This is a genomic window from Runella sp. SP2 (assembly GCF_003711225.1).
Classification (GTDB): Bacteria; Bacteroidota; Bacteroidia; order Cytophagales; family Spirosomataceae; genus Runella.
In genome coordinates this window covers 5,766,948-5,791,326 of sequence record NZ_CP031030.1, presented here as the reverse complement: position 1 = coordinate 5,791,326, position 24,379 = coordinate 5,766,948, and the positions used below count along the sequence as shown (strand labels likewise).

The 24,379-nt window shown below is 44.4% G+C and carries 16 protein-coding genes; 12 read left to right on the top strand and 4 right to left on the bottom strand.

What is annotated here, in order from left to right:
- Positions 1-25: 25 nt before the first annotated feature.
- Entirely contained in the window at positions 26-1,366 is a 1,341-nt protein-coding gene (locus DTQ70_RS23240; RefSeq protein WP_122933018.1) for a sialidase family protein, read from the bottom strand.
- Between the two features lie 292 nt (positions 1,367-1,658).
- Here DTQ70_RS23240 and DTQ70_RS23235 point away from each other — a divergent pair, with 292 nt between their 5' ends.
- From DTQ70_RS23235 to DTQ70_RS23200, 8 genes are all read left to right on the top strand, one after another.
- Positions 1,659-4,067 (top strand): TonB-dependent receptor plug domain-containing protein, encoded by a 2,409-nt coding sequence (locus DTQ70_RS23235; protein WP_122933017.1) that lies wholly within the window; start codon positions 1,659-1,661, stop codon positions 4,065-4,067.
- A 17-nt stretch (positions 4,068-4,084) separates the two neighbouring features.
- A complete protein-coding gene (locus DTQ70_RS23230; protein ID WP_122933016.1) occupies positions 4,085-5,407 on the top strand; it encodes a hypothetical protein in 1,323 nt (440 codons plus the stop codon).
- A gap of 93 nt (positions 5,408-5,500) precedes the next feature.
- Complete coding sequence (locus tag DTQ70_RS23225) at positions 5,501-6,328, top strand: chromate resistance protein ChrB domain-containing protein (RefSeq protein WP_122933015.1); 828 nt, start codon at positions 5,501-5,503, stop codon at positions 6,326-6,328.
- 77 nt (positions 6,329-6,405) lie between these two features.
- Positions 6,406-7,563: a chromate transporter gene (locus DTQ70_RS23220; RefSeq protein ID WP_122933014.1), complete on the top strand. Its 1,158-nt coding sequence runs from the start codon at positions 6,406-6,408 to the stop codon at positions 7,561-7,563.
- A 5-nt stretch (positions 7,564-7,568) separates the two neighbouring features.
- Positions 7,569-8,318 carry a DUF2490 domain-containing protein gene (locus DTQ70_RS23215; protein WP_229599997.1) on the top strand — a complete coding sequence of 250 codons (750 nt, stop codon included), beginning with the start codon at positions 7,569-7,571 and terminating at the stop codon, positions 8,316-8,318.
- Positions 8,319-8,364: 46 nt separating this feature from the next.
- On the top strand, positions 8,365-9,426 hold the full coding sequence (locus tag DTQ70_RS23210) for a quinone-dependent dihydroorotate dehydrogenase (RefSeq protein ID WP_122933012.1): 1,062 nt from the start codon (positions 8,365-8,367) through the stop codon (positions 9,424-9,426).
- 171 nt (positions 9,427-9,597) lie between these two features.
- Positions 9,598-12,132 (top strand): DNA translocase FtsK, encoded by a 2,535-nt coding sequence (locus tag DTQ70_RS23205; RefSeq protein WP_122934529.1) that lies wholly within the window; start codon positions 9,598-9,600, stop codon positions 12,130-12,132.
- 168 nt (positions 12,133-12,300) lie between these two features.
- Positions 12,301-12,930, top strand: coding sequence for an outer membrane lipoprotein carrier protein LolA (locus DTQ70_RS23200; protein ID WP_122933011.1), 630 nt, complete (start codon positions 12,301-12,303; stop codon positions 12,928-12,930).
- 360 nt (positions 12,931-13,290) lie between these two features.
- On the opposite strand, the gene DTQ70_RS23195 is transcribed toward DTQ70_RS23200, so the two are convergent.
- The 3 genes from DTQ70_RS23195 to DTQ70_RS23185 form a co-directional block, all read right to left on the bottom strand.
- The gene (locus DTQ70_RS23195) at positions 13,291-15,693 is read right to left on the bottom strand and encodes a 3-hydroxyacyl-CoA dehydrogenase/enoyl-CoA hydratase family protein (protein WP_122933010.1); all 2,403 of its coding nucleotides are present in this window, start codon (positions 15,691-15,693) and stop codon (positions 13,291-13,293) included.
- Between the two features lie 114 nt (positions 15,694-15,807).
- Positions 15,808-16,317 carry a helix-turn-helix domain-containing protein gene (locus DTQ70_RS23190; RefSeq protein WP_122933009.1) on the bottom strand — a complete coding sequence of 170 codons (510 nt, stop codon included), beginning with the start codon at positions 16,315-16,317 and terminating at the stop codon, positions 15,808-15,810.
- A 113-nt stretch (positions 16,318-16,430) separates the two neighbouring features.
- Complete coding sequence (locus tag DTQ70_RS23185) at positions 16,431-18,860, bottom strand: TonB-dependent receptor (protein ID WP_122933008.1); 2,430 nt, start codon at positions 18,858-18,860, stop codon at positions 16,431-16,433.
- Between the two features lie 193 nt (positions 18,861-19,053).
- Between DTQ70_RS23185 and purU the strand changes: the two genes are divergently transcribed.
- The 4 genes from purU (at position 19,054) to DTQ70_RS23165 (ending at position 24,377) form a co-directional block, all read left to right on the top strand.
- The gene (gene purU, locus DTQ70_RS23180; protein ID WP_229600161.1) at positions 19,054-19,863 is read left to right on the top strand and encodes a formyltetrahydrofolate deformylase; all 810 of its coding nucleotides are present in this window, start codon (positions 19,054-19,056) and stop codon (positions 19,861-19,863) included.
- Positions 19,864-19,961: 98 nt separating this feature from the next.
- Positions 19,962-21,575, top strand: a complete 1,614-nt coding sequence (locus tag DTQ70_RS23175) for a sodium:solute symporter family transporter (protein ID WP_122933007.1) — start codon at positions 19,962-19,964, stop codon at positions 21,573-21,575.
- A 124-nt stretch (positions 21,576-21,699) separates the two neighbouring features.
- The gene (locus DTQ70_RS23170) at positions 21,700-23,136 is read left to right on the top strand and encodes a DUF1800 family protein (protein ID WP_122933006.1); all 1,437 of its coding nucleotides are present in this window, start codon (positions 21,700-21,702) and stop codon (positions 23,134-23,136) included.
- A gap of 29 nt (positions 23,137-23,165) precedes the next feature.
- Complete coding sequence (locus DTQ70_RS23165) at positions 23,166-24,377, top strand: DUF1501 domain-containing protein (RefSeq protein ID WP_122933005.1); 1,212 nt, start codon at positions 23,166-23,168, stop codon at positions 24,375-24,377.
- Positions 24,378-24,379 lie beyond the last annotated feature (2 nt).

Here is a 24,379-nt window from a genome sequence, read left to right as displayed (position 1 = left end):
TTTTTTGTAAATAGCCATATTTGTTTTAGTCAACGGTTTGTAATGCGAGGGCTGTTTTCTTATCAGCAGTGACAACTTCGTAGGCGATGAGTACTTTGCCATTGTAGGCTAAACTACTGGCGTTTTGTCCATTGTTGGAGTTGTTAACAGATTGGCTGCCAAGCAACTTTCCGTTATCAACTTTACTGTAAAAAACGCTGGTAGTACCTGCTTCTGAGGTCTGCTCCCATACCCAAACGGCGGTTTTCGCATCGGCAGCGATTGAAGCATTTTTCGCATTGGCATCCAACACTTTTAATAAATTACCCGATGAGTTGGTCAAACGAATGCCCGATTGGCCGTTGCGCGTTCCTGAAAACCAAGTGATGTATTGTTCGGTTTTTGTAGAAGCCGAAGTGGCACCTGAATGTGGGCAGCCTTTGATTTCCCATTTGTCGTTGTACAAAATTTTGGGCGCAGAGAACGTCATTCCATTGTCTTTTGAGATAATATGCGCCATGTCCCGCACGTCGTTATTGTTGTCGCGATAAACCATGTGCAATGCCCCCGATTGGTCCACAACCATGCTAATATTACAGCAATCACAAACAACTGGGTCAATAAGTCTTTCTGCCTGAAAAACGCCATTTTTTGATACCGCCAAACGCAAATCACGTTCTTCGTGCTTGGTACTTCCTTTTACGTCTTTCAAGTAAGCCACGGCAATTTCATCATTAGGCAACACTACTGCATCGAAAAAACCACGGATGAGTTTGCTGGTATCGGTATCAACCGACGTTGGGGTTGTCCATGAACTTCCGCCGTCTTTAGAAACTGTAAACCTGATTTCTGAACTACGTTTTGGCCTTGCCTGTGGAGGGGCAGCTTGCGTACCGTGATTGTTATGATTGGTTTCGTGACTAGGGGTTGCGGAACGTGCTTCTCGTGGTGGCGTTGCTCCACCTGGACGGTAAGAAAATACGGCTACCATATCCCCATTTTTCTTGAATAATAACTTGGGGCGCATCAAACGGCCAGTTCCTAAACCTGCATCTGCAAAGACCAACTTCTTTTCCCCAAACGTTTTTCCATCTTTTGAAGTAGAAAAATACAGCGAAATGAGGTTTTGAGGGTCTTTTTCTGTCCAATATAAAACCACCTCGCCTTTGCTGTTGGTAGTCAAGGTTGGTAAGGTATAAGACTTGGTTGGATCCAAGGCGATAGGAGCGTCCACAACTAAGTTGGTGGGTCGGTCAGGACTCATTTCTTCATTGAGCAATGGCGTGGCAGCACATACTACAATGTCACGATTCTCTTCTTTGGAACTCATCCCTTTCCAAAAAAGGCTTACGAACAGCAACGAAATTGGAATTAGTAATTTTAACATGGTGTATTTAGACTAATTTTAAATTGCCCACAAAGAAAGTGTATCCCAATTGAAAAGGCAAACACTTTTGCCATTTATGTTGCAACTGCACTTCTCGCTCAAACATAAAGGTGCCAAGAAATGTGTTTTGCGAGGTAGTTATATGATTTTGCAAAGAAAAATGCCAAAGTAATGAGATTAATTTTGGTTCTTATTTAGAATGAATCTAGTTTTGTGGATCAAATTAGATTAAATCTAAATTAAAACAAGGTTAAATACGGATTAAAAAACGCGTATAACCATAAGTAACAATATGAAAATACCACTTCTTTCGCTGCTACTGGTTTTGTTTTCTGTAGGTGTTATTGCACAAACTGCCACGTTAAAAGGCCGTGTTTATACCAAAGAAAACGGGGGAGTGGGACACGCCAATGTAAAGTTGACACAAAGCAATGTGGTGGTAGCGGCTGATGAAAATGGTTTTTTTGTCCTGAAAAACGTGCCTTACGGGCAGCATGAGTTGGTTATTACGTCGGTCGAAATAGAACCACAACAAGTAAAGGTGGCAATCAATAAGCCTCAGACCTCCCTTTCTGTTGCTGCTAAACCCAAAAATTTTGAACTGAACGAAGTACGAGTCGTTCAAAAATCAGAGAAAAAAGAAATCGAGACTGTAGGGTTTGCCGTGAATGTCGTTGAAACCAAAGAAGTAGCCCAACGAAATATCCAAACCAATGAGTTACTAGACCGAACAGTAGGAATACGGGTTCGGCAGAATGGCGGATTGGGCTCTGCCGTAAATTATAACCTAAACGGGATGTCGGGAAATTCAGTACGGGTGTTCATTGACGGAATCCCGATTTCTACCTACGGAGAGTCATTTAGCCTAAATAGTATTCCGCCTGCCTTGATTGAACGTGTAGAAGTCTATAAAGGGGTGATTCCAGCGCATTTGGCCGATGATGCCTTGGGGGGAGCTATCAATGTCATTTTGAAGAAAGGCGCAATGAATAATCTCTCTGCCTCCATTTCTTACGGCTCTTTTAATACGTTTCAAACAAACTTCAACGGGACATACCGTAACGAAAAAACGGGCTTTACGGTAAAAGCGTCGGCCTTTCACAATTACTCAGACAACGACTACGAGGTGTGGGGGAAATTTGTGAGAAACATTTTACCCAATGGACGTTACGAATACGTAAGAGCCCGACGTTTCAACGACGCCTATCGTTCCACAGGTGGACAGGTTCAGCTGGGTTTCATGAATGTAAAATGGGCCGACCAATTTTTGATTGGTTACAATGGCTCCGACGATTACAAAGAAGTCCAACATGGGACGTATATGTCTATCCCGTACATGGGGCGCTTCACCGAATCGCAAGCAAATGTCGTGAGTCTCAATTATGTCAAGAAAAACTTCCTGACCCGAGGGCTAGAGTTCAACGTCAATGCCATGTATAGCCAACGCGGGCAAGTGGTGGTCGATACGGTAAAATGGAACTACAATTGGTATGGCCAAATAAGCGTTGGATTGAACGGAAATCCCATTATGCGCCCAACGGGTGCCCAACAGGCAGCTCCAACCATCCTGCACATCGACCGCAATGTGAGTACTTTTCGAGCAGGGCTGAACTATGATTTGAACAAAAACCATCGCTTAGTGCTGAATCATATTTATTATGCCATCGACCGTCGGGAGCAAGATTTTATGCGTTCAGAATTGGAAAGAACTTTTATCGGAACGCGTAACCTCCAAAAAAACATCACATCAGCAGCCTACGAGGCTAAGTTGTTTGAGAATCGGCTGAAAAGCAATCTTTTTGCCAAATTTTATGAGCAAAGCATCGACCGAGTTGACCCTGTATTGCGCTTGGTGGATGGCCAAAATGTGCGTCAAGAAAACCGTGCCAATAGCAGTAAAAAACACACTGGCTATGGATTGGCCATGTCATACACACTTCATCCAAGTTTTATTCTGTTGACTTCGGCTGAGAAAGCTGTGCGTTTGCCGTCTGAAGGGGAAGTGTTTGGTAGCCCAGGTGAAAATATTATCGAGAACTTCGGGATTCGTCCTGAAGTAAGCTACAATTACAATCTCGGCCTAAACGCAGGAAATTTTTATGCAGGAAAGCACCGCTACTCTTTCACAGTTTCGGGCTTTATCCGTGATACCCGCGATAAAATTGTGCAGCGCATCAACCCACGCGTAAATGACGCCCTGCAAACCAATCCTTTTGAAAACTTGGGAAAAAACAAGGCGATTGGTTTTGAAGCTGACCTTCATTATTCTTTTGATAACAACCTGCGGGTGGATGTGAACATGTCGAAGTTTAACTCGGTATTTAATGTGCAATATGATGCCAATGGCCGAGAATATGATTACTACAACCGACAGCTCCCCAACGAGCCGTACTGGACGACCAACGCCAATGTTCAATACACGATAAAGGATTTGTTCAAAAAGAAATCAGCGCTCAATCTCTATTATGGGTTTCGTTTTGTAGAACGATTTTACACTACTTGGTTGATTTTGGACGATTTTCGGACGCCACGCCAGTACATACAAGACTTGGGTGTGAGTTATTCTTTTCCTCAAAACAAATTTGTGGTAAGTGCCGACGTCAAAAATGTATTTGACCAACAAGCCTACGACAACTTTGCGGTACAGAAACCTGGTCGGGCCTTTTATTTGAAGCTTAACTATTTGATTAATAATTTCTAACATTTAATTTATCCACAATGAAACGACAACTAAGAAACGTTTTAGTTTGTACGTCGGTTATCGCGGCATTCACCATTACGAGTTGTGAAAATGCAGGAAGCGGGACGGTTGAACCTGATGAAACCTCAAAAGAGCGTTGGATAACTGTGGCTGGGGCACTCATGGGAACAACAGCGGGTGATGGAAACGGCGGAACGATGGTATATTCAGTAAACAAGGCTGATGCCAAAAATCCCAATTTTTCCATCAGTGTTTATGACAATGGATTTCCAGTAAAATCAACCAGAACCGCTCGTTTACAAGCATCGGAAGATGGCACAACGTTGTTTAATATTGCCTATTCGGGAGATAACGGAGGGGAGTTTGCGCGCTATAAAGTCAATGGTTCAGGAAGTTACACCCAAGAAGACGTTACGGTCAATATTTCTCAATATGCGACAACCACACCACGCTGGTCTAAGTTGTTTGATGGTGATAAAACAGGTATCGCAGTAAACGTGGCTAGTATCGTAGCCAATAACGCGACGGATAAAACCAAACCCTTTGCCTACTATCGAGGTACGGCCACCGTATTGGCGCTTGATTTGCAAAAAGTACTTATCAATGGATACAAACAATACGAGATTCCGCTATCGGCGGAAGAGGAATTGAAAGGTCATACTATTTTTCGCTTAGATGCTCCAGTACTCAACAAAGCACAAAATAAACTCATCATCGGCACGTGGATGCGTAAGTATAACCCTGCGACGGGCACTATCGAAAGTACTTTCGACCGCTTAGGAAGTAAATCGGTGGTGGTTGACTACCCATCGTTAGAAAACCCTAAAGTCATTACTTCGACTGTAAGCAATGGCGACAACAGCGGCTACCGTAGCCCGAATGCGTTTGTGTCAGAAGATGGCAACATTTACCAAGCTACCCAAAGAGATAGCAAAGGGTCGCATATTTTGCGGATTAACCAAAATAACGAATACGACAATTCGTACGTGTTTAGTTTGGATGCGGCATTAGGCGTAAAAGGTTCGTATGTGGACAGCTGGAAGTATGCTGGCAATGGGATTGCGTACGTACTTTATACCCACGATGGTACCGAACAAGGCTACATTGCCCGGGTGGACTTGAATGCTAAAACTGCCACCAAAGTAAATATAGAGTACGATGCTGATCTCAACTTTGCCCAATACCAAGGTATTTTGGTGAGTGGCGATGAGGTGTATGTGGCAGTAACGCCAACGGGCAAAGATGGAAATATCTATATTTTCAATAGCAAAACAGGAGTCGTTACCAAAGGGGCAAAACTGGTGAATAAAGCAGGAAACCACTACATCGGTATTTTCTAGTTAAACAACCAAGAGTGAATTATATTTGGCCTGCCCTTTGCACTAAGGGGCAGGCTTTTTAGTATATTTTTTATCCTAATTGCGTTGGCTCTAATGAAATGGATAACCCGTGAACGCCCCAAAATTGACCGTATCGCCTGTCCGTGGCTTATACGAAAATTTATTGACGAGGATGCTGAGTTTATTTTTGTGCCTTTCGACGAGGTGATTACCCATGGCGAAAAGGTGAAGGCCATTCCTTTTGATGTTCCGAATGTAGAACTAACGCATTACGGTGATAAGTGTACGTTTGATGCACTTCTCGAAAAATACGGCATTGAAGACGATGCGCTGCAAATCATGGCGGGCATTGTCAGAGGTGCTGATACCGACCGACATGATTTTGCGCCCGAAGCAGCAGGGTTGTGGGCAATTTCGGCTGGACTTGCCTATAACATAAAAGATGACCACGCTTTACTAGAACAAGGAATGGTTATCTATGACGCACTGTACACTTGGGCGACTCATCTGTATAGAAGTAAGCATTTACAAACGCCGTTTGAAGATTTATTGGTAAGTGCGATGCAAAAAGCATTGGAGCGAAATCCTTCGAGACGAAAACCAGCGTGGGCGATTGCTCTGAAAGAGATGATTCAGGACCAGATTGATACCCAGTTGTCACTAAAAGATATTTCCAAAGAATTAGACATTAACCCTGCGTACCTGTCTAGGGAGTTTTCGAAGTACTTTGAAAATGTTAGCTACGGCGATTATATCCGAAAGCTTCGTATCGAAAAAGCCCTTGATTTGTTAGAAAACTCTGACCATACCCTGACGGAGATTGCGTACTTAACGGGGTTTTCTGACCAAAGCCATTTTACCCGTATTTTCAAAAAAATAATTGGTGTCAATCCTTCTTTGTATCGAAAAACAAAAAAGTAAAAAATATACAAAAGGTCAGTTCTGTTCTATTTTCCAGCCCCAAATGGTAGAAACTTTGTCCGAAAAATCAATGGACAATGGCTAATCAATATTCGTTAAAAGAGCTCACCCTTTATTTCCTAAAATTGGGCTATTCGGGGTTTGGAGGGCCAGTGGCGTTAGTGGGCTATATGCACAAAGATTTGGTAGAAAAACGCCAGTGGATTTCGGAAGAAGAATACAAGAATGGTTTGGCATTAGCTCAACTTGCGCCTGGGCCGTTGGCGGCGCAATTGGGCATTTATTTGGGGTTTGTCCACTATGGCGTACTGGGAGCTACCTTGGTAGGTGGCGCGTTTATTTTACCTTCGTTTTTAATGGTCGTCTTGCTCGGAATGGCCTATCAACAATTTGGTGGACTGCCTTGGATGCAAGCGGTTTTCTATGGGGTAGGGGCCGCAGTTATCGGCATTATTGCGGTAAGTTCGTATAAACTTACTCAAAAATCCATCGGAAAATTTTCGCTTACGTCATTGAAAAACAATTGGTTGCTCTGGTTGTTTTTTGTTGTGGCTTGTATTATTACGGTTATTACTAAAAAGGAAAACGCAGGATTGTTTGTAGTAGCTGGCTTGGTGTATATGTTGGCCAAGGCACCTCCTAAGTCTTTTTTCAAAACCTCCAATAGCCTATTACTGCTGCAAATGGGTTTTTGGGAGTATGATGCTGCTTTGTTGTGGAAAATTGCGCTTTTTTTTGGAGAAGCTGGGGCATTTGTATTTGGCAGTGGGTTAGCAATTGTCCCTTTTCTACATGCGGGAGTGGTCCAACAGTACGGTTGGCTTACAGAGCAGCAGTTTGTTGATGCAGTAGCGGTAGCGATGATTACCCCTGGGCCTGTAGTCATTACGGTCGGTTTCATTGGTTATTTGGTCAGTGGCTTTTGGGGAGCAACAGTCGCCGCATTGGCTACTTTCTTACCGTGTTATTTATTCACAGTATTACCTGCTCCTTATTTTCAAAAAATTGCCAAAAACGCGTCTATTAAAGCTTTTGTGGATGGTATCACCGCGGCGGTAGTGGGGGCATTAGTAGGGGCTGTGGGGGTGATTGGGCTCCGTAGTATTGTGGATATTCCAACGGCATTGTTAGCACTTGTGGCCGCATTGACCCTTATTTACAGCAAAAAAATTCAGGAACCGTACATCATTCTTGTGGCCGCTGCCATCGGCTTTGTGGTTAAAATTTACTTCTAATCCAAATGAAACAACTTCTTCTCATGTGCTTGATTAGCACGTCATTATTTGCTCAGAATGCCCGTCAGACCACCGACGAACAACAAGTATGGGTAGGATATTTTAATCAAACACGTTTTTCTAATAAATGGGGTGTTTGGGGCGACTTCCACTTTAGAACGACGGAGCATTTTGTCAAAGAGCCCTCCAAAGGCATCATTCGCTTGGGGTTGATGTATTATTTTAACGATGATTTAAAATTAACCAACGGCTACGCCTTTATCAATCACTTTCCCGAAGAAGGCCACGCCAACGTGTCTCAGCCCGAACATCGAATTTGGCATCAATTGCAATGGCATACTCGCTACGGAAAAATTCGTACGATGCAGTGGGTTCGTTTGGAAGAGCGTTTTCGTCGAAAAATCAAAAACGACAACGAATTGGCCGAAGGGTACCGTTTTGATGAACGAATCCGATACAATTTTATGCTCACAATCCCTTTGAGTAAAAAAGGAATCGTCGCTAAAACGTTATCAGCACAACTTAACAATGAAGCGATGATTAATCTTTCCAAAAACAACGTTTACAACGTTTTTGACCAAAATCGACTTTTTTTCGGGCTGGCTTATAACTTTAATTCGCACACTAATCTACAATTAGGTTATATGAACGTTTATCAACAGTTGGCAGCTGGAAACAAGTTTAAAAACATCAATGCGATACGTTTATTTTTCTTTCAAAACCTTGATTTTAGAAAACAGGGCGTAAAACATTGAGCTAATCGGAGACAAAAACCTATTGATTTTCCTTACCTTTGTAGCCATGTATAAGTGGCTCATCCTTCCGATTCTCTTCCGTTTTGATGCCGAAAAAGTGCATCATTTTATCTGTGGAACCCTCAAATTTTTCTTTCAAATTCCTGGCGTTCCGTTTATTTCAAAACAATTATTCAATTTTGAACATCCTTCGCTTGAACGCGAAGTGTTTGGATTGAAATTTAAAAATCCAGTAGGACTCGCGGCGGGTTTTGATAAAAATGCAGAATTGGTAGATGAACTAGCTTGCTTAGGCTTTGGTTTTGTGGAAATCGGTACGGTGACGCCCAAACCGCAAGATGGCAACGATAAACCGCGCTTGTTTCGCCTCAAACCCGACCGCGCCATTATTAATCGCATGGGTTTCAACAACCACGGAGCTGCCGCCGCTGCCCAACGCCTTCGGAAGCGGAAAACGACGATTTTGATTGGTGGAAATATTGGTAAAAACAAACTCACTCCTAACGAAGACGCCCTCGACGATTATTTGAAGAGCTTTGACGCCCTCTATGATACAGTTGATTACTTCGTCGTCAACGTGAGCTCACCCAATACCCCAGGCTTGCGTGACCTGCAAGAAAAAGAACCATTGATGAAAATCTTGGCGGCGCTCAAGCAAAGAGCAAACGAACTCGCAGGCCACTCATCTCTCACCACTCATCGCTCATCACTCACTGCTAAGCCCATTCTGTTGAAAATCGCCCCCGATTTGACCGATAGCCAGTTGGATGATATTATTGAGATTGTAACAACTACCCAAATAGCTGGTGTTATTGCCACAAATACCACCATTAGCCGTGCCGATTTGAAAACAGATGATGAGTTTGTAAAAAAAATTGGGGCTGGAGGGCTAAGTGGCGCTCCCCTAACACATCGTTCTACTGAGGTAATTCGTTATCTTTGTGAAAAATCCAATCGGGCTTTTCCCGTCATCGGAGTAGGAGGTATTGCTTCCCCCGAAGACGCCAAAGCAAAATTGGAGGCAGGAGCGAGCCTTGTCCAAATTTATACGGGCTTCATTTATGAAGGCCCCGCCTTGGCAAAGCGCATCTGTCAATCCCTCGTTTAGTGCTTCACATACCCCATTTGTGCGTCAGCACACCTTCATACTGAGTGAGTTGTGTACGGTAGAACGCTTTTTTTCTACGGTCTCAATAACTATGTCTATTCTTCGTTAGCATTTTTTGATAAAATAGTAACTCGAAAAGAATTAGTAACGAAACCCTACAACGAGTATCTAATGGCCAAAAACGTTATTCCTCCCAATTCGTCGAAGCAAGATCGCAGGACGACGCCACCCCCGCCTACCCCACCCAGCGGAGGAGGCAGGCAAATGGCAATCCCCTTTAATCCAAGCCCGCGTAGTCGTAAAGTTTGGGGTTGGGTATTGTTATTTTTATCGCTTTATATTTTTGGTGCTTTTGTTTGGTACCTATTCACAGGCGCGGCCGACCAAAGTGTGGTCGATTCGGCTTTTACCACCAAAATGCGGGTATCAGTCAAAGAAACCGAGAACATCATGGGCTTTTTTGGGCTCTTGCTTTCACACTTCTTTATTTTTCGCTGGTTTGGAATCGCCGCTTTGGGATTACCGTTTCTACTGTTTCTAATCGGGGTGAAAATTTCGTTTGGGCGAGAATTGTTGCCCTTGCAGCGCACTACCCAGTTGGTATTGATTTACCTGATGTGGCTTGGGTTGTTTTTTGGCTTCTTCGTGTTTCAGACCGATACGGCTGGCTCGCTTAGTTTTTTGTGTGGTGGGATAGGCTACGAAATCAATGCCCTGCTCAACAAATACATTGGTTTTGGTGGGTTGTTTGTTGTCTTGGGTTTATTAGGGATTATCATGGTTTATTTTCACGGTATTTCTTCTTTTGATGAATTTGCCGAAATGGTTGAAACTCCCATCAAAAAACGCGTTCAACCCGTGGATATTGAGGTAGTATTGGAGGAGAAAGACGAAATAGATGAAGTCGCTGTCCCAAAAGAACGCCCTGCTCCAACAGCCTCGCCGAAAGTGGAAACAAAACCAGTGGATGAGCCTGGAGAAAAAGCACAAACGGTCGATTTTACGGCAAATAGTTCAGCCCCCAAAACGCCAAAAGCAGCTCCTAATTTGACCCTTATCGTGGAAAATGCCGACGAAGTGGTGGCAGCCAAAGAAGATAAAATAGATGATACGCCAATTTCAGGTACGACGACCAAGATTCCAGTCGTGCCTTTTTCCGATGCTGACAAAGCAGCGGATGAATTAGTGGAGTTACACGGGCCGTATGACCCAACGCTGGATTTGGCCAATTACAAATATCCCACCCTTGATTTGTTACACAACCGAGGCGAAGGACAGTCGAAAGTAACGGCAGAGGAATTGGAAGCCAACAAAGACCGCATCGTCGAAACGTTGGCTAATTATGGCATCAGCATCGCAAGTATCAAAGCAACCATCGGGCCAACGGTAACATTGTACGAAATCATTCCAGAAGCAGGGGTTCGTATCTCTAAAATTAAGAGCCTTGAAGACGATATTGCATTGAGTTTGGCAGCGTTGGGGATTCGTATCATTGCTCCGATGCCTGGGAAGGGAACGATTGGGATTGAAGTACCCAACAAAAACCGTGAAATGGTGTCGATTCGGTCGGTTTTGGCAAGTAAGAAATTTCAGGAGACTTCGTTTGACTTGCCTGTGGCGTTGGGAAAAACAATCTCCAACGAGTTTTTTATTACCGATTTGGCCAAAATGCCCCACTTGTTGATGGCAGGGGCTACGGGTCAAGGGAAATCGGTGGGGCTAAACGTCCTTTTGGCTTCCTTGATTTACAAAAAACACCCTGCTTTGCTCAAGTTTGTGCTAGTAGATCCTAAAAAGGTAGAATTGACGCTGTTTAACAAAATCGAACGTCACTTTTTAGCCAAACTCCCCAACAGCGAAGAGGCAATTATTACGGATACCAAAAAAGTGGTTTATACCCTCAATTCGCTTTGTATTGAAATGGATACGCGTTACGATTTGCTTAAAGAAGCAGGGGTTCGTAACGTGAAAGAATACAATGCCAAATTTACCCAACGCCAACTTAGCCCAGAGAAGGGGCACCGCTTTTTGCCCTACATCGTTTTGGTAATTGACGAGTTGGCCGATTTGATGATGACGGCGGGCAAAGAGGTAGAACAGCCGATTGCTCGTTTGGCACAGTTGGCGCGGGCAATTGGGATTCACTTGGTAGTAGCCACTCAGCGGCCTTCGGTCAACGTCATTACGGGTTTGATTAAGGCCAACTTCCCTGCCCGTCTTTCGTTTAGGGTAACGTCAAAAATTGACTCGCGAACGATTTTGGATACGGGAGGGGCGGAACAGCTCGTCGGGATGGGGGATATGTTGCTTTCGACAGGCTCGGACATGATTCGTCTTCAGTGTGCCTTTGCCGATACCGACGAAATCGACGAAGTGTGCGAGTTTATTGGTAGCCAACGTGGCTATCCTTCGGCCTATCATTTGCCTGAATTTAGCGGAGATGACGATGAAGGAGGCAAAGAAACGATTGATTTGGCCGATCGCGACCCGATGTTTGACGATGCCGCACGTGTGATTGTGGTGAGTCAGCAAGGAAGTACGTCGCTGATTCAGCGGAAACTAAAACTGGGATACAACCGCGCAGGTCGTATCATGGATCAACTCGAAGCCGCAGGAATCGTCGGGCCATTTGAAGGTAGTAAAGCCCGTGAAGTGTTGATAAACGACATTTCCACGCTGGAGCAAATGCTCAAAAACATGGGGTAGTGCCTTTTTGTCTCGACGGATGCTAGGCTTCTATCGACCAACAAATATTGAACACTTCGGTACTTCTTGTAACTTTGCTCAATCAAGTTTGGTTATATAGGCGTGCTGTTTTAAACGTTTTCGTTGGAAAGCGGTCTATATAGCATCTTTAACAAAAACAGATATTAAATGAGAAAAGCCCTAGTTGCAATGGCTCTTTTGGGGAGCCTTTTCGCAAATGCCCAAAATGACAAACGCGCTGCGACCATTTTGGATGCAATGAGCAATAAGTACAAAACAATGACGTCGTTCAAAGTTGCGTTTACATACATCAATGAAGGAACGAAAGAGACTCTAAAAGGGGATGCCACCGTGAAGGGAACAAAGTTTCGTTTGAAGATGGCGGGTCAAGAGATTTTCAACGATGGAAAAACCATGACTACCTACATCAAAGAAAGCAACGAAGCAACTGTTAATAACTATGACCCGAAAGAAGCGGGGGATATTGACCCAACGAAGGTATATACGATTTACAAAAAAGGGTATAAATACACCTTCTTGGAAGAAGTAACTGAAGCGGGAAAAGCCTACGAAGTAGTGGAGCTTACACCCGAGAAAAAAGACTCGAAAGTGGCCAAACTCCAAATCAAAGTTGATAAAAAAGACAAGTCGGTGAAAAGCTGGAAAATTTTTCAGCGTAGCGGACAACGCCTTGGTTTTAAGGTAGATAGTTTTGTGCCAAACGTAAAAGTCGATGATAAGTCATTTGCCTTCGACGCTTCAAAATACAAAGGAGTAGAGGTGATTGATTTGCGGTAAGCAAGAATTGAAGGTTTGCCTTTTTAGTCCTTCCAAGGCTGGGCGCCCCCTAATTAGCCCCTCCAAGTTTCAAAAACTTGGAGGGGCTTTTTGTTAGCAAAAGCTTTTAGGTGCATTAAGTAATAAAGCAAAAGTTCTAGGGTAATTCAAAGTAGCCTCAGTAGAGGCTCAACATTTGTAGTAACAGCAGGTGGTTTTTTAGTTTTTGCTTCGGAGAAGCATAACAAAGCATCAAGTTATGCTTCTCCGAAGCAAAAGGGTTTTATAGATGGCCCTCTTTACTACTACTACAAAGGTTGTGCTTCTCCGAAGCGATATAAACTACAAATACACTAAAATTTATGCGCAACTACTTAACAATTAGTTCCGAGGAGGTTTTCCACCCGTAAGTAGTCCTTGAATACGTTCTAACGTTTTCTTTTCGCCCGTCAACGATAAGAAAGCTTCGCGCTCTAGGTCGAGAAGGTATTGCTCGGTCACGTTTTGTGGATAACTCAAATCGCCCCCGCAAATGACGTAGGCCAACTTATCGGCGATTTTGGCGTCGTGGTCAGAGATGTAATTTGCCATGCGCATACTTCCGATTCCTGCTTTAAACAAAGCCAAGCCCGTTTTACCTTGCACTTTGATGTCGGTGCGGTGTTTCGGTTGCGTGTAACCGTTTTCTGCTAAATCCACCGCTGCTTGTTTGGCTTCGGCAATCAAGCGGCTGCGATTGAGCACAATTTGATCGCGGTCGGCTTTGATGTAATTCATTTCCACTGCCTCCTGTGCCGAGGTCGAAACCTTCGCTTGGGCGATGTTCATAAAGGCCGTTTGTAAAATGTTTAACTCAGGGTCGCCCGTTTTATATAAATCCGAGCAGCGAAGGGCCATTTCTTTGGTACCACCTCCCGCAGGAATCAACCCTACTCCGAGTTCTACCAAGCCCATATACGTTTCGGCGTGAGCCACGACTTTGTCGGAATGTAAATTTAATTCACAACCGCCTCCAAGCGCCAACGAGTGAGCCGCCGTCACGACAGGAATCGACGAGTAGCGCGCACGCATCATCGTTTGTTGGAACTGCGCAATCATCAGGTTGATTTCGTCGTATTCTTGCTCAATCGCAAACATAAACAACATGGCCAAGTTAGCTCCTGCTGAGAAAGCTTCGTTGGAGTCATTTCCGACGACTAATCCACGGAAATCTTTTTCGGCAATGGCATACGCGCGATTAAGTCCTTCGACTACTTCGGCACCGAAGGTGTTCATTTTTGAATGGAACTCCACGCCCGCAATGCCGTCGCCAAGGTCATAAATCGACGCTCCAGCGTTTTTCCAGATGATATTTTGTGATTTATTTTCAAGAATGATAAACGACTCTTGACCTGGAATGGCTTTGTACGATTTCGACGGAATGTCGTAGTACAGTTTTTTCCCGTCTTGTACTTTGTAGAACGTTTCATTCCCTGCTTCTAGCATCTCATATACCCACGGAGCAGGATTGAGCTGAAGCGACTCCATGATGCCGACCATGTTTTTCACTCCGATGGCATCCCACGTGGTAAAGAGCCCCATTTCCCAACCAAAACCCGCACAAATGGCTTGGTCGATGCGGTAAAGTTCGTCCGAAATTTCGGGGATACGGTTGGAAGCATAACGGAAACCGCTCGCAAACGTACGACGATAAAACTCGCCCGCTTTGTCGGTTCCTTTCAATAAAATGCCAAAACGTTTTTTGAGGTCATCAATCGCTTTGGTTTTTTCAAGGGTTTCAAACTTCACTTTCACCGACGGCTTGTATTCCAACGTTTGGAGGTCGAGGGCTAAAATGAGCGTTTTTCCTTTTTCGTCTTTTGATTTTTTATAAAAACCTTGGCCAGTTTTATCGCCTAACCATTTGTTTTCCATTAGCTTGGCCATAATCGGCGGAAGCTCAAAGGCCGCTCTTGACTCATCGTGCTTCATTTGCACAAGGTTGTTACAAACGTTGACAGTCGTATCCAAACCGACCACGTCCGACAATCGGAACGTACCTGATTTGGGGCGACCTACCACAGGCCCCGTCAATTTATCAACTTCTTCAACCGTAAGACCCATTTCGGCGGCCACTCGAATTGTTTCTACAAGTGCATGAATTCCGAGACGGTTGGCAATAAAGCCAGGGGTATCTTTACACAGTACGGTAGTTTTGCCCAAATACAAGTCACCGTAGTGCATCAAGAAATCGAGGATTGACTTGTCGGTTTGGGGACCTGGAATTACCTCAAACAATTTGAGGTAACGAGGAGGGTTAAAAAAGTGCGTTCCGCAAAAATGCTTCTGAAAATCATCGCTGCGGCCTTCCGACATCAAATGAATCGGAATCCCCGACGTATTTGACGTAATGAGCGTTCCAGGCTTACGAAGCGCATCTACCTTTTCAAACAACGACCGTTTTATGTCCAAACGCTCCACAATCGCTTCCAATACCCAGTCGTAGTTTTTGATTTCGGCGAGGTTGTCGTCAAAATTGCCAAGCTTGACCCGACTCGCAAATTTGGTGCTGTACAAGGCCGCAGGGCTGGCTTTGAGGGTATTTTGGAACGCGTCGTTCACAATACGGTTACGAACCGCAGGGTGTTCGAGCGTCAAACCTTTGGCTTGCTCAGCCGCGTTGAGTTCTTTGGGAACAATGTCTAACAACAATACTTCTACGCCGATGTTGGCAAAGTGGCACGCAATACGCGACCCCATGATGCCTGAGCCTAACACGGCTACTTTCTTAATGCTACGGTTCATTGTATCTAAATCAGTATGTGTTGAATGAGATATTTTTGGTGAACCAAAAGTAGAAAAAAATAGTATGCAAGCATAATATTTTCAAAAAATATCTCTGACAACCACTTCAAGTAGCTAAGAATCCAACGGCCCGCACACCAAGTTCATTTGTTGGCGGTATTCATCGGGAGTAAGAAGGGTATGTTGGTAGAAGGTTTTGAGGAAGTTGCTGTGCGAAAGATACCCCAAGTGGGACGAAATATTTTCGAGACAGACCTCGATGTTATTGGGGTTGGCAAGAATTTTCTTGGCTTCCTGAATGCGGTAATAATTGATAAGCTCTAAAAAATCTTGTTCGATGGTTTCGCAGAGCGCTTTGGATAGCAGCGATGGCGCAACGTTGAGGCGAAGGGCCAGCGAGTCGAGTGAGAAATGAGGAGACAGGTAGAGTTTTTCTTGGCTTAATAAAAAAAAGAGTCGGTGAACGAGCTGACTGGGACGTTCTTGCGGGCGCCGACCGAGAAAACCCAGTGACACGCGCCTGAATAAATGCCCAAAATGAAATCGCTCCCCCGTCATAATGCTGCTCATTTTGTAATAAGATGCGAAATGCCAGGGGAACGTTGCATGGAAGGGTCGTTTCATTTAAAAATCTTGATAAAACAAGGCTGCTAATAGGGGTTTGGAAACCTTGTGCAAACATCAGAATTTTGAATCAATGAAGCGCTATTCGTTCCGTTAAAGTATGTTAAATGGGGTTAACTGGCTCCTACTCGGCGTTTTTCATCTTCAACCCCCGAATTTCTACGGCGCGACTGGGTCACTTTGTTGTTCCCAAAACGGTACGAAAAAGACAATGTCGCTACGCGCGTATCACGGTTTACCCGAAATATTTCTACGTAATCATTGAAGGTCACGGTAGCGCGTCCGATTTGAGTATAAAGCAAATCAGTGGCGTTGAGTTTCAACGTCCCTTTGCGTTGCCAGAAGGTTTTTTGAATTCCAACCGACAGTTGCCCCGTTGGTAAGACGTCCATGTATCCATAAATCTCGCGGGCACGATACACGACGGTAAGCTCAGCTACGTAGCCTTTTTTGCCAAGTGTAAAGCTGTTATTACTGTTGATATTTATGTTGAAATTCCCATTTTGCAGTGGCGTATTGGCCGTAAAACCCGTGTATTTTCCGTAATAAGTATTGATGTTGTTGACACTATTCCACCACTTGGCCACTTGGATGGGTGCCGAAACGTTGATTCCCCAAAACTCAAACTCGGTCAAATTTCGGTTGGTTTGAATGGTAATTTTTTCTTCACCATCGGCAGGAACGATAACTTCTGTGATGTTATTGAACGTCTTGCTGTAGGAAAGAGTCGTTGTGATTTGGTCTTTGTAGGTGTGCGACAGTTCGAGAGAATACGTAAACTGCGGTTGTAAGTAGGGGTTTCCTTCGCTGTAGGTGCTGTTGTTGATAAAAAACTTAAACGGATTGAGTTGTTTATAGCTTGGGCGGTCGATGCGGCGGCTCAGCGAAAGTCCCCAATGGTGGGTTTTGGAGTGTTTGTAGTTGATAAAAGCACTGGGAAAGAGTCGCGTATAAGACGTGTCAAACTGTGCTTGAGTTGCAAGTTGGTTTCCGTTAAGGCGGGTTTGTTCGACGCGTAAACCCAATTGAAAATTGATTTTATTCAGCTCTTTGGCAAAGTTGAGGTAGCCAGCATTGATGTTTTCGTTGTAAATAAAATGATTGCTTTGCCGAGGGTCAAATACAGGTTGTCCGTCGCTGAGGTTGTAGTATTTGAGGTCATTGTCGGCACGAACAAAGCTACTTTTTGCTCCCAATTCTAATTTTGCTTTTTGTTTGAGTGGGCGGGTGTAATCAAATTTGAGCGATTTGATGTCTAAAGAACCCGCAATGTCGCCCGTTAAAATAGTGGTTGGCAGCACTTTTTGCCCCAAGCCATCCAAGAAATCGGTATCAAAGCGTTGGTCAGAAGTGTTTTGGTAATGGACATAATCGGCGTCTATGCTTAGCTCGTGGCCTTTGGTATCGAAATTGTGCTTGAGGTTGAGGTTGGCCGCGTAGTTTTGCAATTTGTCTTTAGAATCATTGGTATTTAAGTCGTTTCGGAGAAAATTTCGTTGGCCATCCAAAACGCGTGTTGTGGTATTTCCGACGGGGTTAAAGCGATTGTCCAGCCCCGTAATGAGCGCCCCAATCATCGTTTTTGATGATAGAGAATAGTCAAGCCCAAGGCGAGCGGTATGGGTCTTGAAGGGAAAACGAATAAAATTATCTTGGTCAAAAACGCCTTCTAAAGCCGAGTTTTTATAAAACTGACGGTCGAGGCGGAGGTGGCTAAATCCTTTGCGGTAGGAGTAATTATAGTTTCCGTAGAGGTTGATTTTTTTGTTGCGGTGGTTGAACGTTACTCCTTCGGTCGTTTTTGCGTAAACGCCTTGCCCATACGACAAACTTAGCGTGCCGTTGGTGCCGAGGCTTTGGTCTTTTTTTAGTACCAAATTCAAAATACCCGCGTTTCCTGCGGCGTCGTATTTGGCCGACGGATTGGTGATGATTTCAATTTTTTCTAGGGTATTGGCAGGCAAGCCTCGCAGGTAGTTGGCAAGGTCTTGGTTAGAAATAACGGAAGGTTTACCATTTATCATCACCACAACACCCTGCTTACCTTTGAGGCTGAGGTTGTCGTTTGGGTCAATAACTACGCCAGGTGAGCGTTCAAGCACTTCGAGCGCATTGCTTCCCGCACTGACAATACTGTTTTCGACATTGACAATCGTTTTATCAAGTTGACGTTCGATAAAGGGTTTGGTACTGCGCACCGTGACTTCGTTGAGGTTTTGCGCGGCTTGGGTCAGAGCCAACGTGCGTAAATGAAGGGTAGGTGTTTCGGAATTGAGGACAAAAATAGGGCTGCTAAACGGCGCGTAGCCAACTTGACTAACTCGAACAAAAAAACGGCCAAAAGCGACTTTTTCGAAGGAAAAATCCCCTTGAGCATCCGTAATTTCGCCTTTGACGAGGGTCGAATCATTGGCTCGTAAAAGAGTAACGGTGGCAAATTCAACACCTTTCCCGACTTCATCCGTGACGCGTCCAGAGAGTGTTTGGGCAAAAAGAGCATGTGTAGCCCCACAAAGCAATAAAAGTAATGTAAAACGAAACATAGCTGTATGAGTTTGGTAGTCCAAAACTACTACCTAGGCTACGTGTGAGGGTTCACCCAAAGGGGGGGATTTACACTAACGGCGGTGAATAAGAAGGATATTTGCTCAAAAAATGGGTAAAATAGCCTTAATTCGTACATTTGAACAAAAATACCAATTCAACTTTGACCTTCGAATGAAGCAGATTCTCCTCATGGATGGTCCAGACCACAAAGGACTCATCTACCAAGTCACGCATGTGCTGTACAATCACAACCAAAATATTATTAGTCAGGACGAATACGTGAGTCCGTCGGGTCAATTTTTTATGCGTACTGAATTTGAGGGAGAGGGGAATCCGAAGAGTATTTTGGATGATTTAACGGCTACACTTCCTGCGGGACTTAACCTACGGTTGAATCCAAAGAAAAAGAAAGACGTGATTTTATTTGTCACCAAAGAGCATCATTGCCTTGGCGAGTTGTTGATACGGTACGCTTTTGATGAACTTGACGCAACGATTCAGGCGGTGGTGAGTAACTATAATACATTGCAGCCGTTGGTGAGCAAATTTGGGATTCCTTTTCACTACATCTCCCACGAACACAAAACCCGCGAAGAGCACGAAGAGGCAATTTTACGCACCCTCGAAATCTATCAGCCTGAGTATCTGGTGTTAGCCAAATATATGCGCGTGCTTACTTCGGACTTTGTGAAACATTACCCTAACCGAATTGTCAATATTCACCATTCGTTTTTACCTGCGTTTATTGGGGCTAATCCGTACCGACAAGCATACGACAGAGGGGTAAAAATCATTGGAGCGACGGCGCATTTTGTAAACGATAATTTGGACGAAGGCCCCATCATTGCCCAAGATGTGAAGGAAGTAGATCACCGCTTGACGGCATTTGACATGGCCACTCTTGGTAAAGACACTGAAAAATCGGTGTTGTCGAAGGCATTGAAGCTGGTTTTCAACGACCGTGTGTTTATTCACGGCAACCGAACGATTATTTTGTAAAATAGTATTAAAACGGTATTTTTTCTACTTTTTTATGGACGTTTCCGTATCTTGCGACGTATTTGACCCTAATAACAACTAACCTCCCAGCAATTAAAATGCAAAAACTCCAAACCCTAGACTACTTAGTCTTTCTAGTGTATTTTGTCGTAGTCGCAGGCTACGGTTACTGGATTTACCAACGAAAAAAATCAGCCGAAGCAAGTACCACCGACTTCTTCCTCGCCGAAGGTTCACTGACTTGGTGGGCGATTGGCGCCTCTCTTATTGCCTCCAACATTTCGGCAGAGCAGTTTATCGGAATGTCAGGAAATGGGTTTTTGATGGGACTTGCCATTTCTACTTATGAATGGATGGCGGCCGCAACACTCCTTGTTGTAGGGATATTCTTTATGCCTATCTACCTCAAAAACAGGATATTTACCATGCCTCAGTTTTTGAATCAACGCTACAATACCACCGTTAGCTTGATTATGGCGATTTTCTGGTTGTTTTTGTACGTATTGGTAAACCTAACCTCAATCCTGTTTTTAGGAGCTTTGGCCGTATCGACCATCTCAGGAATTGACTTTACAGTTTGTATGTGGTGCTTGGCCATTTTTGCCGTTTTAATTACGGTAGGAGGGATGAAAGTAATTGGTTACACCGACGTAATTCAGGTGTTTTTCTTGATTTTAGGAGGTTTGGCTACTACTTACCTTGCCATGGATTTGGTGTCGCAAGAATTTAATGCGCCAGGTTTGGCGGGTGCGTTTAAAACCATGATGGAACATTCGGAAGACCACTTCCACATGATATTTAAAGAAGGACACCCACAATACATGGCGCTTCCAGGGCTTACCGTATTAATTGGTGGGATGTGGATTGTGAATCTTAACTATTGGGGATGTAACCAATACATTACGCAACGGGCCCTTGGTGCCGACCTCAAGACGGCTCGTGAAGGGATTTTGTTTGCCGCATTTTTGAAGCTTTTGATGCCAATCATCGTGGTTTTGCCAGGGATTGCTGCTTATACGTTGTACCAACACGGCTTATTCCAAACTGAAATGCTTGAAGGTGGAGAGCTAAATCAAGACCGTGCGTACCCTGTATTGCTTAACCTGCTGCCAGTAGGTTTGAAAGGGCTTTCGTTTGCGGCACTAACGGCCGCGATTGTGGCGTCATTGGCTGGAAAAGCAAACAGTATTTCGACCATTTTCACGTTGGACATTTACAAAAAATACATTGCTCCTGAAGCCGATGAGAAAAAATTGGTTTGGATGGGACGGGTAACGATTGTCGTTGCGATGATTTTGGCGATTGTCATTTCTCCTTACATGGGTATTGATAAAAAAGGTGGATTCCAGTTCATTCAAGAAATGACAGGCTTGGTTTCTCCAGGGGTATTTGCGGCCTTCTTGTTAGGATTTTTCTGGAAAAAGACCAATTCGGCGGGCGCTATGTTTGCCATCGTGGGTGGTTTCTTGTTGGCGTTTTCAATGCACAACAACTGGCTCCCAGGCGCTGACTGGTCAACAGTGCCGTTCCTCGACCGTATGGGAATCGTGTTCCTTATCTGTGTGGCAGTGATGATTGCCCTCGGACTTTGGAAACCAAGCGATAAAGGACTTGAAATTGATGCGTCGATGTTCCGTGTAAAAGGCACATTTGCCGTTGGAGCTGCCGTTGTAGTAGTTGTGGTAGCTGTTCTTTACACTGTATTCTGGTAAGCTAAATATTCGTTTTTTCTAAAAATCCCCTGTTAGCAAGTCTAGCAGGGGATTTTTTAATGTAGCTTCATTAAACCTATTCCTTCTAAGTGATTCTAAGAAAAAAACAGTTCAAGGAAACACTATGGAAGCAAATTCACACCAGCGTCAGCTTCAGCACTTTTTTTGGAGGGCAGGGTTTGGGGCTTCGCCCGATGAGGTCAAAGCAGCGCTCTCTGCCCCTAAGCATCGGGTAGTCAAGGATTTTATTCGAGACAGTAAAGAGGTTCACGACTTCAATGTTGTTGGGCCAATGCCCTATTTTTCGTTGCGGAATGATAAACGCGATATGAAAGCCAACCCTACGGAAGAACTTGAAGGAATCAAAGATAAACTAAAGGCCGTAGCCGAAGAGCGCCGCGAAAGCATTGGAAACTTAAACGATGCGTGGGTGGCTCGAATGGGGCAAGGACAGGGGGCTTTTCGGGAAAAAATGACCTTGTTTTGGCACAATCATTTCGCGTGTCGTAGCAGAATGGCGCTCTTTGTTCAGCAGCAAAACAATACCTTGCGCCGCCATGCCCTTGGCAAATTTGGTGATTTGCTGATGGCCATTTCCAAAGATGCCGCCATGCTTCAATTTTTGAACAACCAACAAAATCGTAAAAAAAGCCCTAACGAAAACTTTGCCCGTGAGGTAATGGAATTGTTTACGCTGGGGCGCGGAAATTATACCGAAACCGACGTAAAAGAAGCCGCAAGGGCGTTTACGGGCTGGGGATTCAACGGCCAAGGAGAGTTTGTGTTTCGGCAGGTATTCCACGACGAAGGTACCAAAACGGTATTTGGTAAAACGGGCAACTTCACGGGAGAAGACGTAGTGGATATGCTACTGTCCAATCCCAAAACAGCTCAGTTTATTTCTACCAAACTGTACCGCTATTTTGTCAATCAAAAAGTAAATCCCGAGCACATTGAGGCATTGACAAATCGCTTTTTACGCACCGATGGTGACATTTTGGAGGTGATGGAGTATGTATTTACACAGGATTGGTTTTACGATCCTGTCAATATTGGGGCACAAATCAAATCGCCCGTCGAATTATTAGCGGGAATGCAACGAACGCTCCAAATGGATTTTGTGGATAAAACCCCTGTTTTGTACGCTCAAAAATTATTGGGGCAAACGTTGTTCAATCCCCCCAACGTGGCGGGCTGGCCATCGGGAACTGCCTGGATTGATAGCTCAAGTTTGCTGACAAGAATGCAGCTGCCAAAAGTACTTTTTCGCAACGAAATGCTGGCGGCAAGCGTAAAAGAAAGCGGGGATGCGAATGAAGAAACGGTGAAGCGGAAAAATAAATTTGAGGTAACGATGAATTGGGAAAAGTTCGCCTCATTTTTCAATTCTTTTTCTGAACAGGAGCTTACCCAAGCTCTGGCATTACATTTGATACAAGTACCTATTAACAGCTCTTTGTTAAAACAAATTGATAAACAAGGAAATGCCCCAAGCCGAGTCGAGCGTGTCAAACAGCTGACAGTGGCGTTGATGTCAATTCCTGAGTATCAAGTAGGTTAAACACACTATCTATAACTACCACTAGCACCATGAAACGCCGTGAATTTTTAAGAAATACGACTTTTACGACCGCAGGCTCGTTATTAGTCCCTCAATTTTTGAAAGCCTACGAAACGCAGTACTCCGCACCTTCTACGCTCAACGAAAAAGTGGTTGTCATCATCCAATTGTCGGGAGGAAACGATGGCCTCAATACCGTGGTGCCGTTTCGGAATGATATTTATTACCGTGAACGGCCGTCTATCGCCATAAAATCAACGAATGTGTTGCGCCTAAACGATGACATTGGACTGAATCCCGCCCTTGAAAAAATCAAAGAATTGTACGACAACGGGTTAGTATCAATTATCAACAATGTAGGATATCCAAATCCTGACCGCTCGCACTTTCGTTCGATGGACATTTGGCAAACGGGAAGCAGTGCCAGCGAGTATTTGTCAACGGGCTGGATTGGACGCTATTTAGATGCACAATGCACGGGTCAAAGTGTCAAAGCCGCCCCGCACCAAGCCCTCGAAATCGACGATACGTTGAGTTTGGCGTTGAAGGGAAAAAATCTGAACGGGTTAGCGCTTCAGAATCCAGAAAAGCTGTTTTCCCAAACCCAAAATGGTTTTGTAAAAGCTAATTCAAAACTAACCCCTGCCGACGACCACGAAAATGTGGCGTATTTGTACAAAACCTTGGCAGAAACCGTGTCGTCGGCTGAATATGTGTACAACAAAGCCCAAATACATAAATCTAGTAAGTTGTATCCGACAACGGAATTAGGAAAAAGCCTCAAAACTATTGCGGAGCTGATTACCTCGGGCGTAAGCACGCGGGTGTATTACGTTTCGCTGTCGGGTTTTGATACGCACATTCGTCAAAACGACCAGCAAGACCGCCTGTTGCGCCAGTACGCCGAAGCGGTAGGTGTATTTGTGGAAGACCTAAAGTCAACTAACCGTCTTGATGATGTCATGATTATGACGTTTAGTGAGTTTGGGCGTCGGGTCAAACAAAATGCCTCAAATGGTACCGACCACGGTACGGCCAACAACGTATTTGTCATTGGCGGGCCACACCGTACGAAGCCTGTACTGTCGGAAGCGCCTGATTTGACAGATTTGGACAACGGAGATTTAAAATACAAAATAGACTTTCGTCAAATATATTCGACGCTGCTCGACGACTGGCTCAAAGCGGATTCTCGTTTGGTGCTCGGCCAAGCGTTTGAGCCTGTACGATTGTTTGGATAATC

What these genes read in the sequence shown, in the direction of transcription:
- DTQ70_RS23240 (WP_122933018.1), bottom strand. Translation starts at nt 1,366, where the DNA reads ATGTTAAAATTACTAATTCCAATTTCGTTGCTGTTCGTAAGCCTTTTT.
- DTQ70_RS23235 (WP_122933017.1), top strand. Translation starts at nt 1,659, where the DNA reads ATGAAAATACCACTTCTTTCGCTGCTACTGGTTTTGTTTTCTGTAGGT.
- DTQ70_RS23230 (WP_122933016.1), top strand. Translation starts at nt 4,085, where the DNA reads ATGAAACGACAACTAAGAAACGTTTTAGTTTGTACGTCGGTTATCGCG.
- DTQ70_RS23225 (WP_122933015.1), top strand. Translation starts at nt 5,501, where the DNA reads ATGAAATGGATAACCCGTGAACGCCCCAAAATTGACCGTATCGCCTGT.
- DTQ70_RS23220 (WP_122933014.1), top strand. Translation starts at nt 6,406, where the DNA reads ATGGCTAATCAATATTCGTTAAAAGAGCTCACCCTTTATTTCCTAAAA.
- DTQ70_RS23215 (WP_229599997.1), top strand. Translation starts at nt 7,569, where the DNA reads ATGAAACAACTTCTTCTCATGTGCTTGATTAGCACGTCATTATTTGCT.
- DTQ70_RS23210 (WP_122933012.1), top strand. Translation starts at nt 8,365, where the DNA reads ATGTATAAGTGGCTCATCCTTCCGATTCTCTTCCGTTTTGATGCCGAA.
- DTQ70_RS23205 (WP_122934529.1), top strand. Translation starts at nt 9,598, where the DNA reads ATGGCCAAAAACGTTATTCCTCCCAATTCGTCGAAGCAAGATCGCAGG.
- DTQ70_RS23200 (WP_122933011.1), top strand. Translation starts at nt 12,301, where the DNA reads ATGAGAAAAGCCCTAGTTGCAATGGCTCTTTTGGGGAGCCTTTTCGCA.
- DTQ70_RS23195 (WP_122933010.1), bottom strand. Translation starts at nt 15,693, where the DNA reads ATGAACCGTAGCATTAAGAAAGTAGCCGTGTTAGGCTCAGGCATCATG.
- DTQ70_RS23190 (WP_122933009.1), bottom strand. Translation starts at nt 16,317, where the DNA reads ATGAAACGACCCTTCCATGCAACGTTCCCCTGGCATTTCGCATCTTAT.
- DTQ70_RS23185 (WP_122933008.1), bottom strand. Translation starts at nt 18,860, where the DNA reads ATGTTTCGTTTTACATTACTTTTATTGCTTTGTGGGGCTACACATGCT.
- purU (WP_229600161.1), top strand. Translation starts at nt 19,054, where the DNA reads ATGGATGGTCCAGACCACAAAGGACTCATCTACCAAGTCACGCATGTG.
- DTQ70_RS23175 (WP_122933007.1), top strand. Translation starts at nt 19,962, where the DNA reads ATGCAAAAACTCCAAACCCTAGACTACTTAGTCTTTCTAGTGTATTTT.
- DTQ70_RS23170 (WP_122933006.1), top strand. Translation starts at nt 21,700, where the DNA reads ATGGAAGCAAATTCACACCAGCGTCAGCTTCAGCACTTTTTTTGGAGG.
- DTQ70_RS23165 (WP_122933005.1), top strand. Translation starts at nt 23,166, where the DNA reads ATGAAACGCCGTGAATTTTTAAGAAATACGACTTTTACGACCGCAGGC.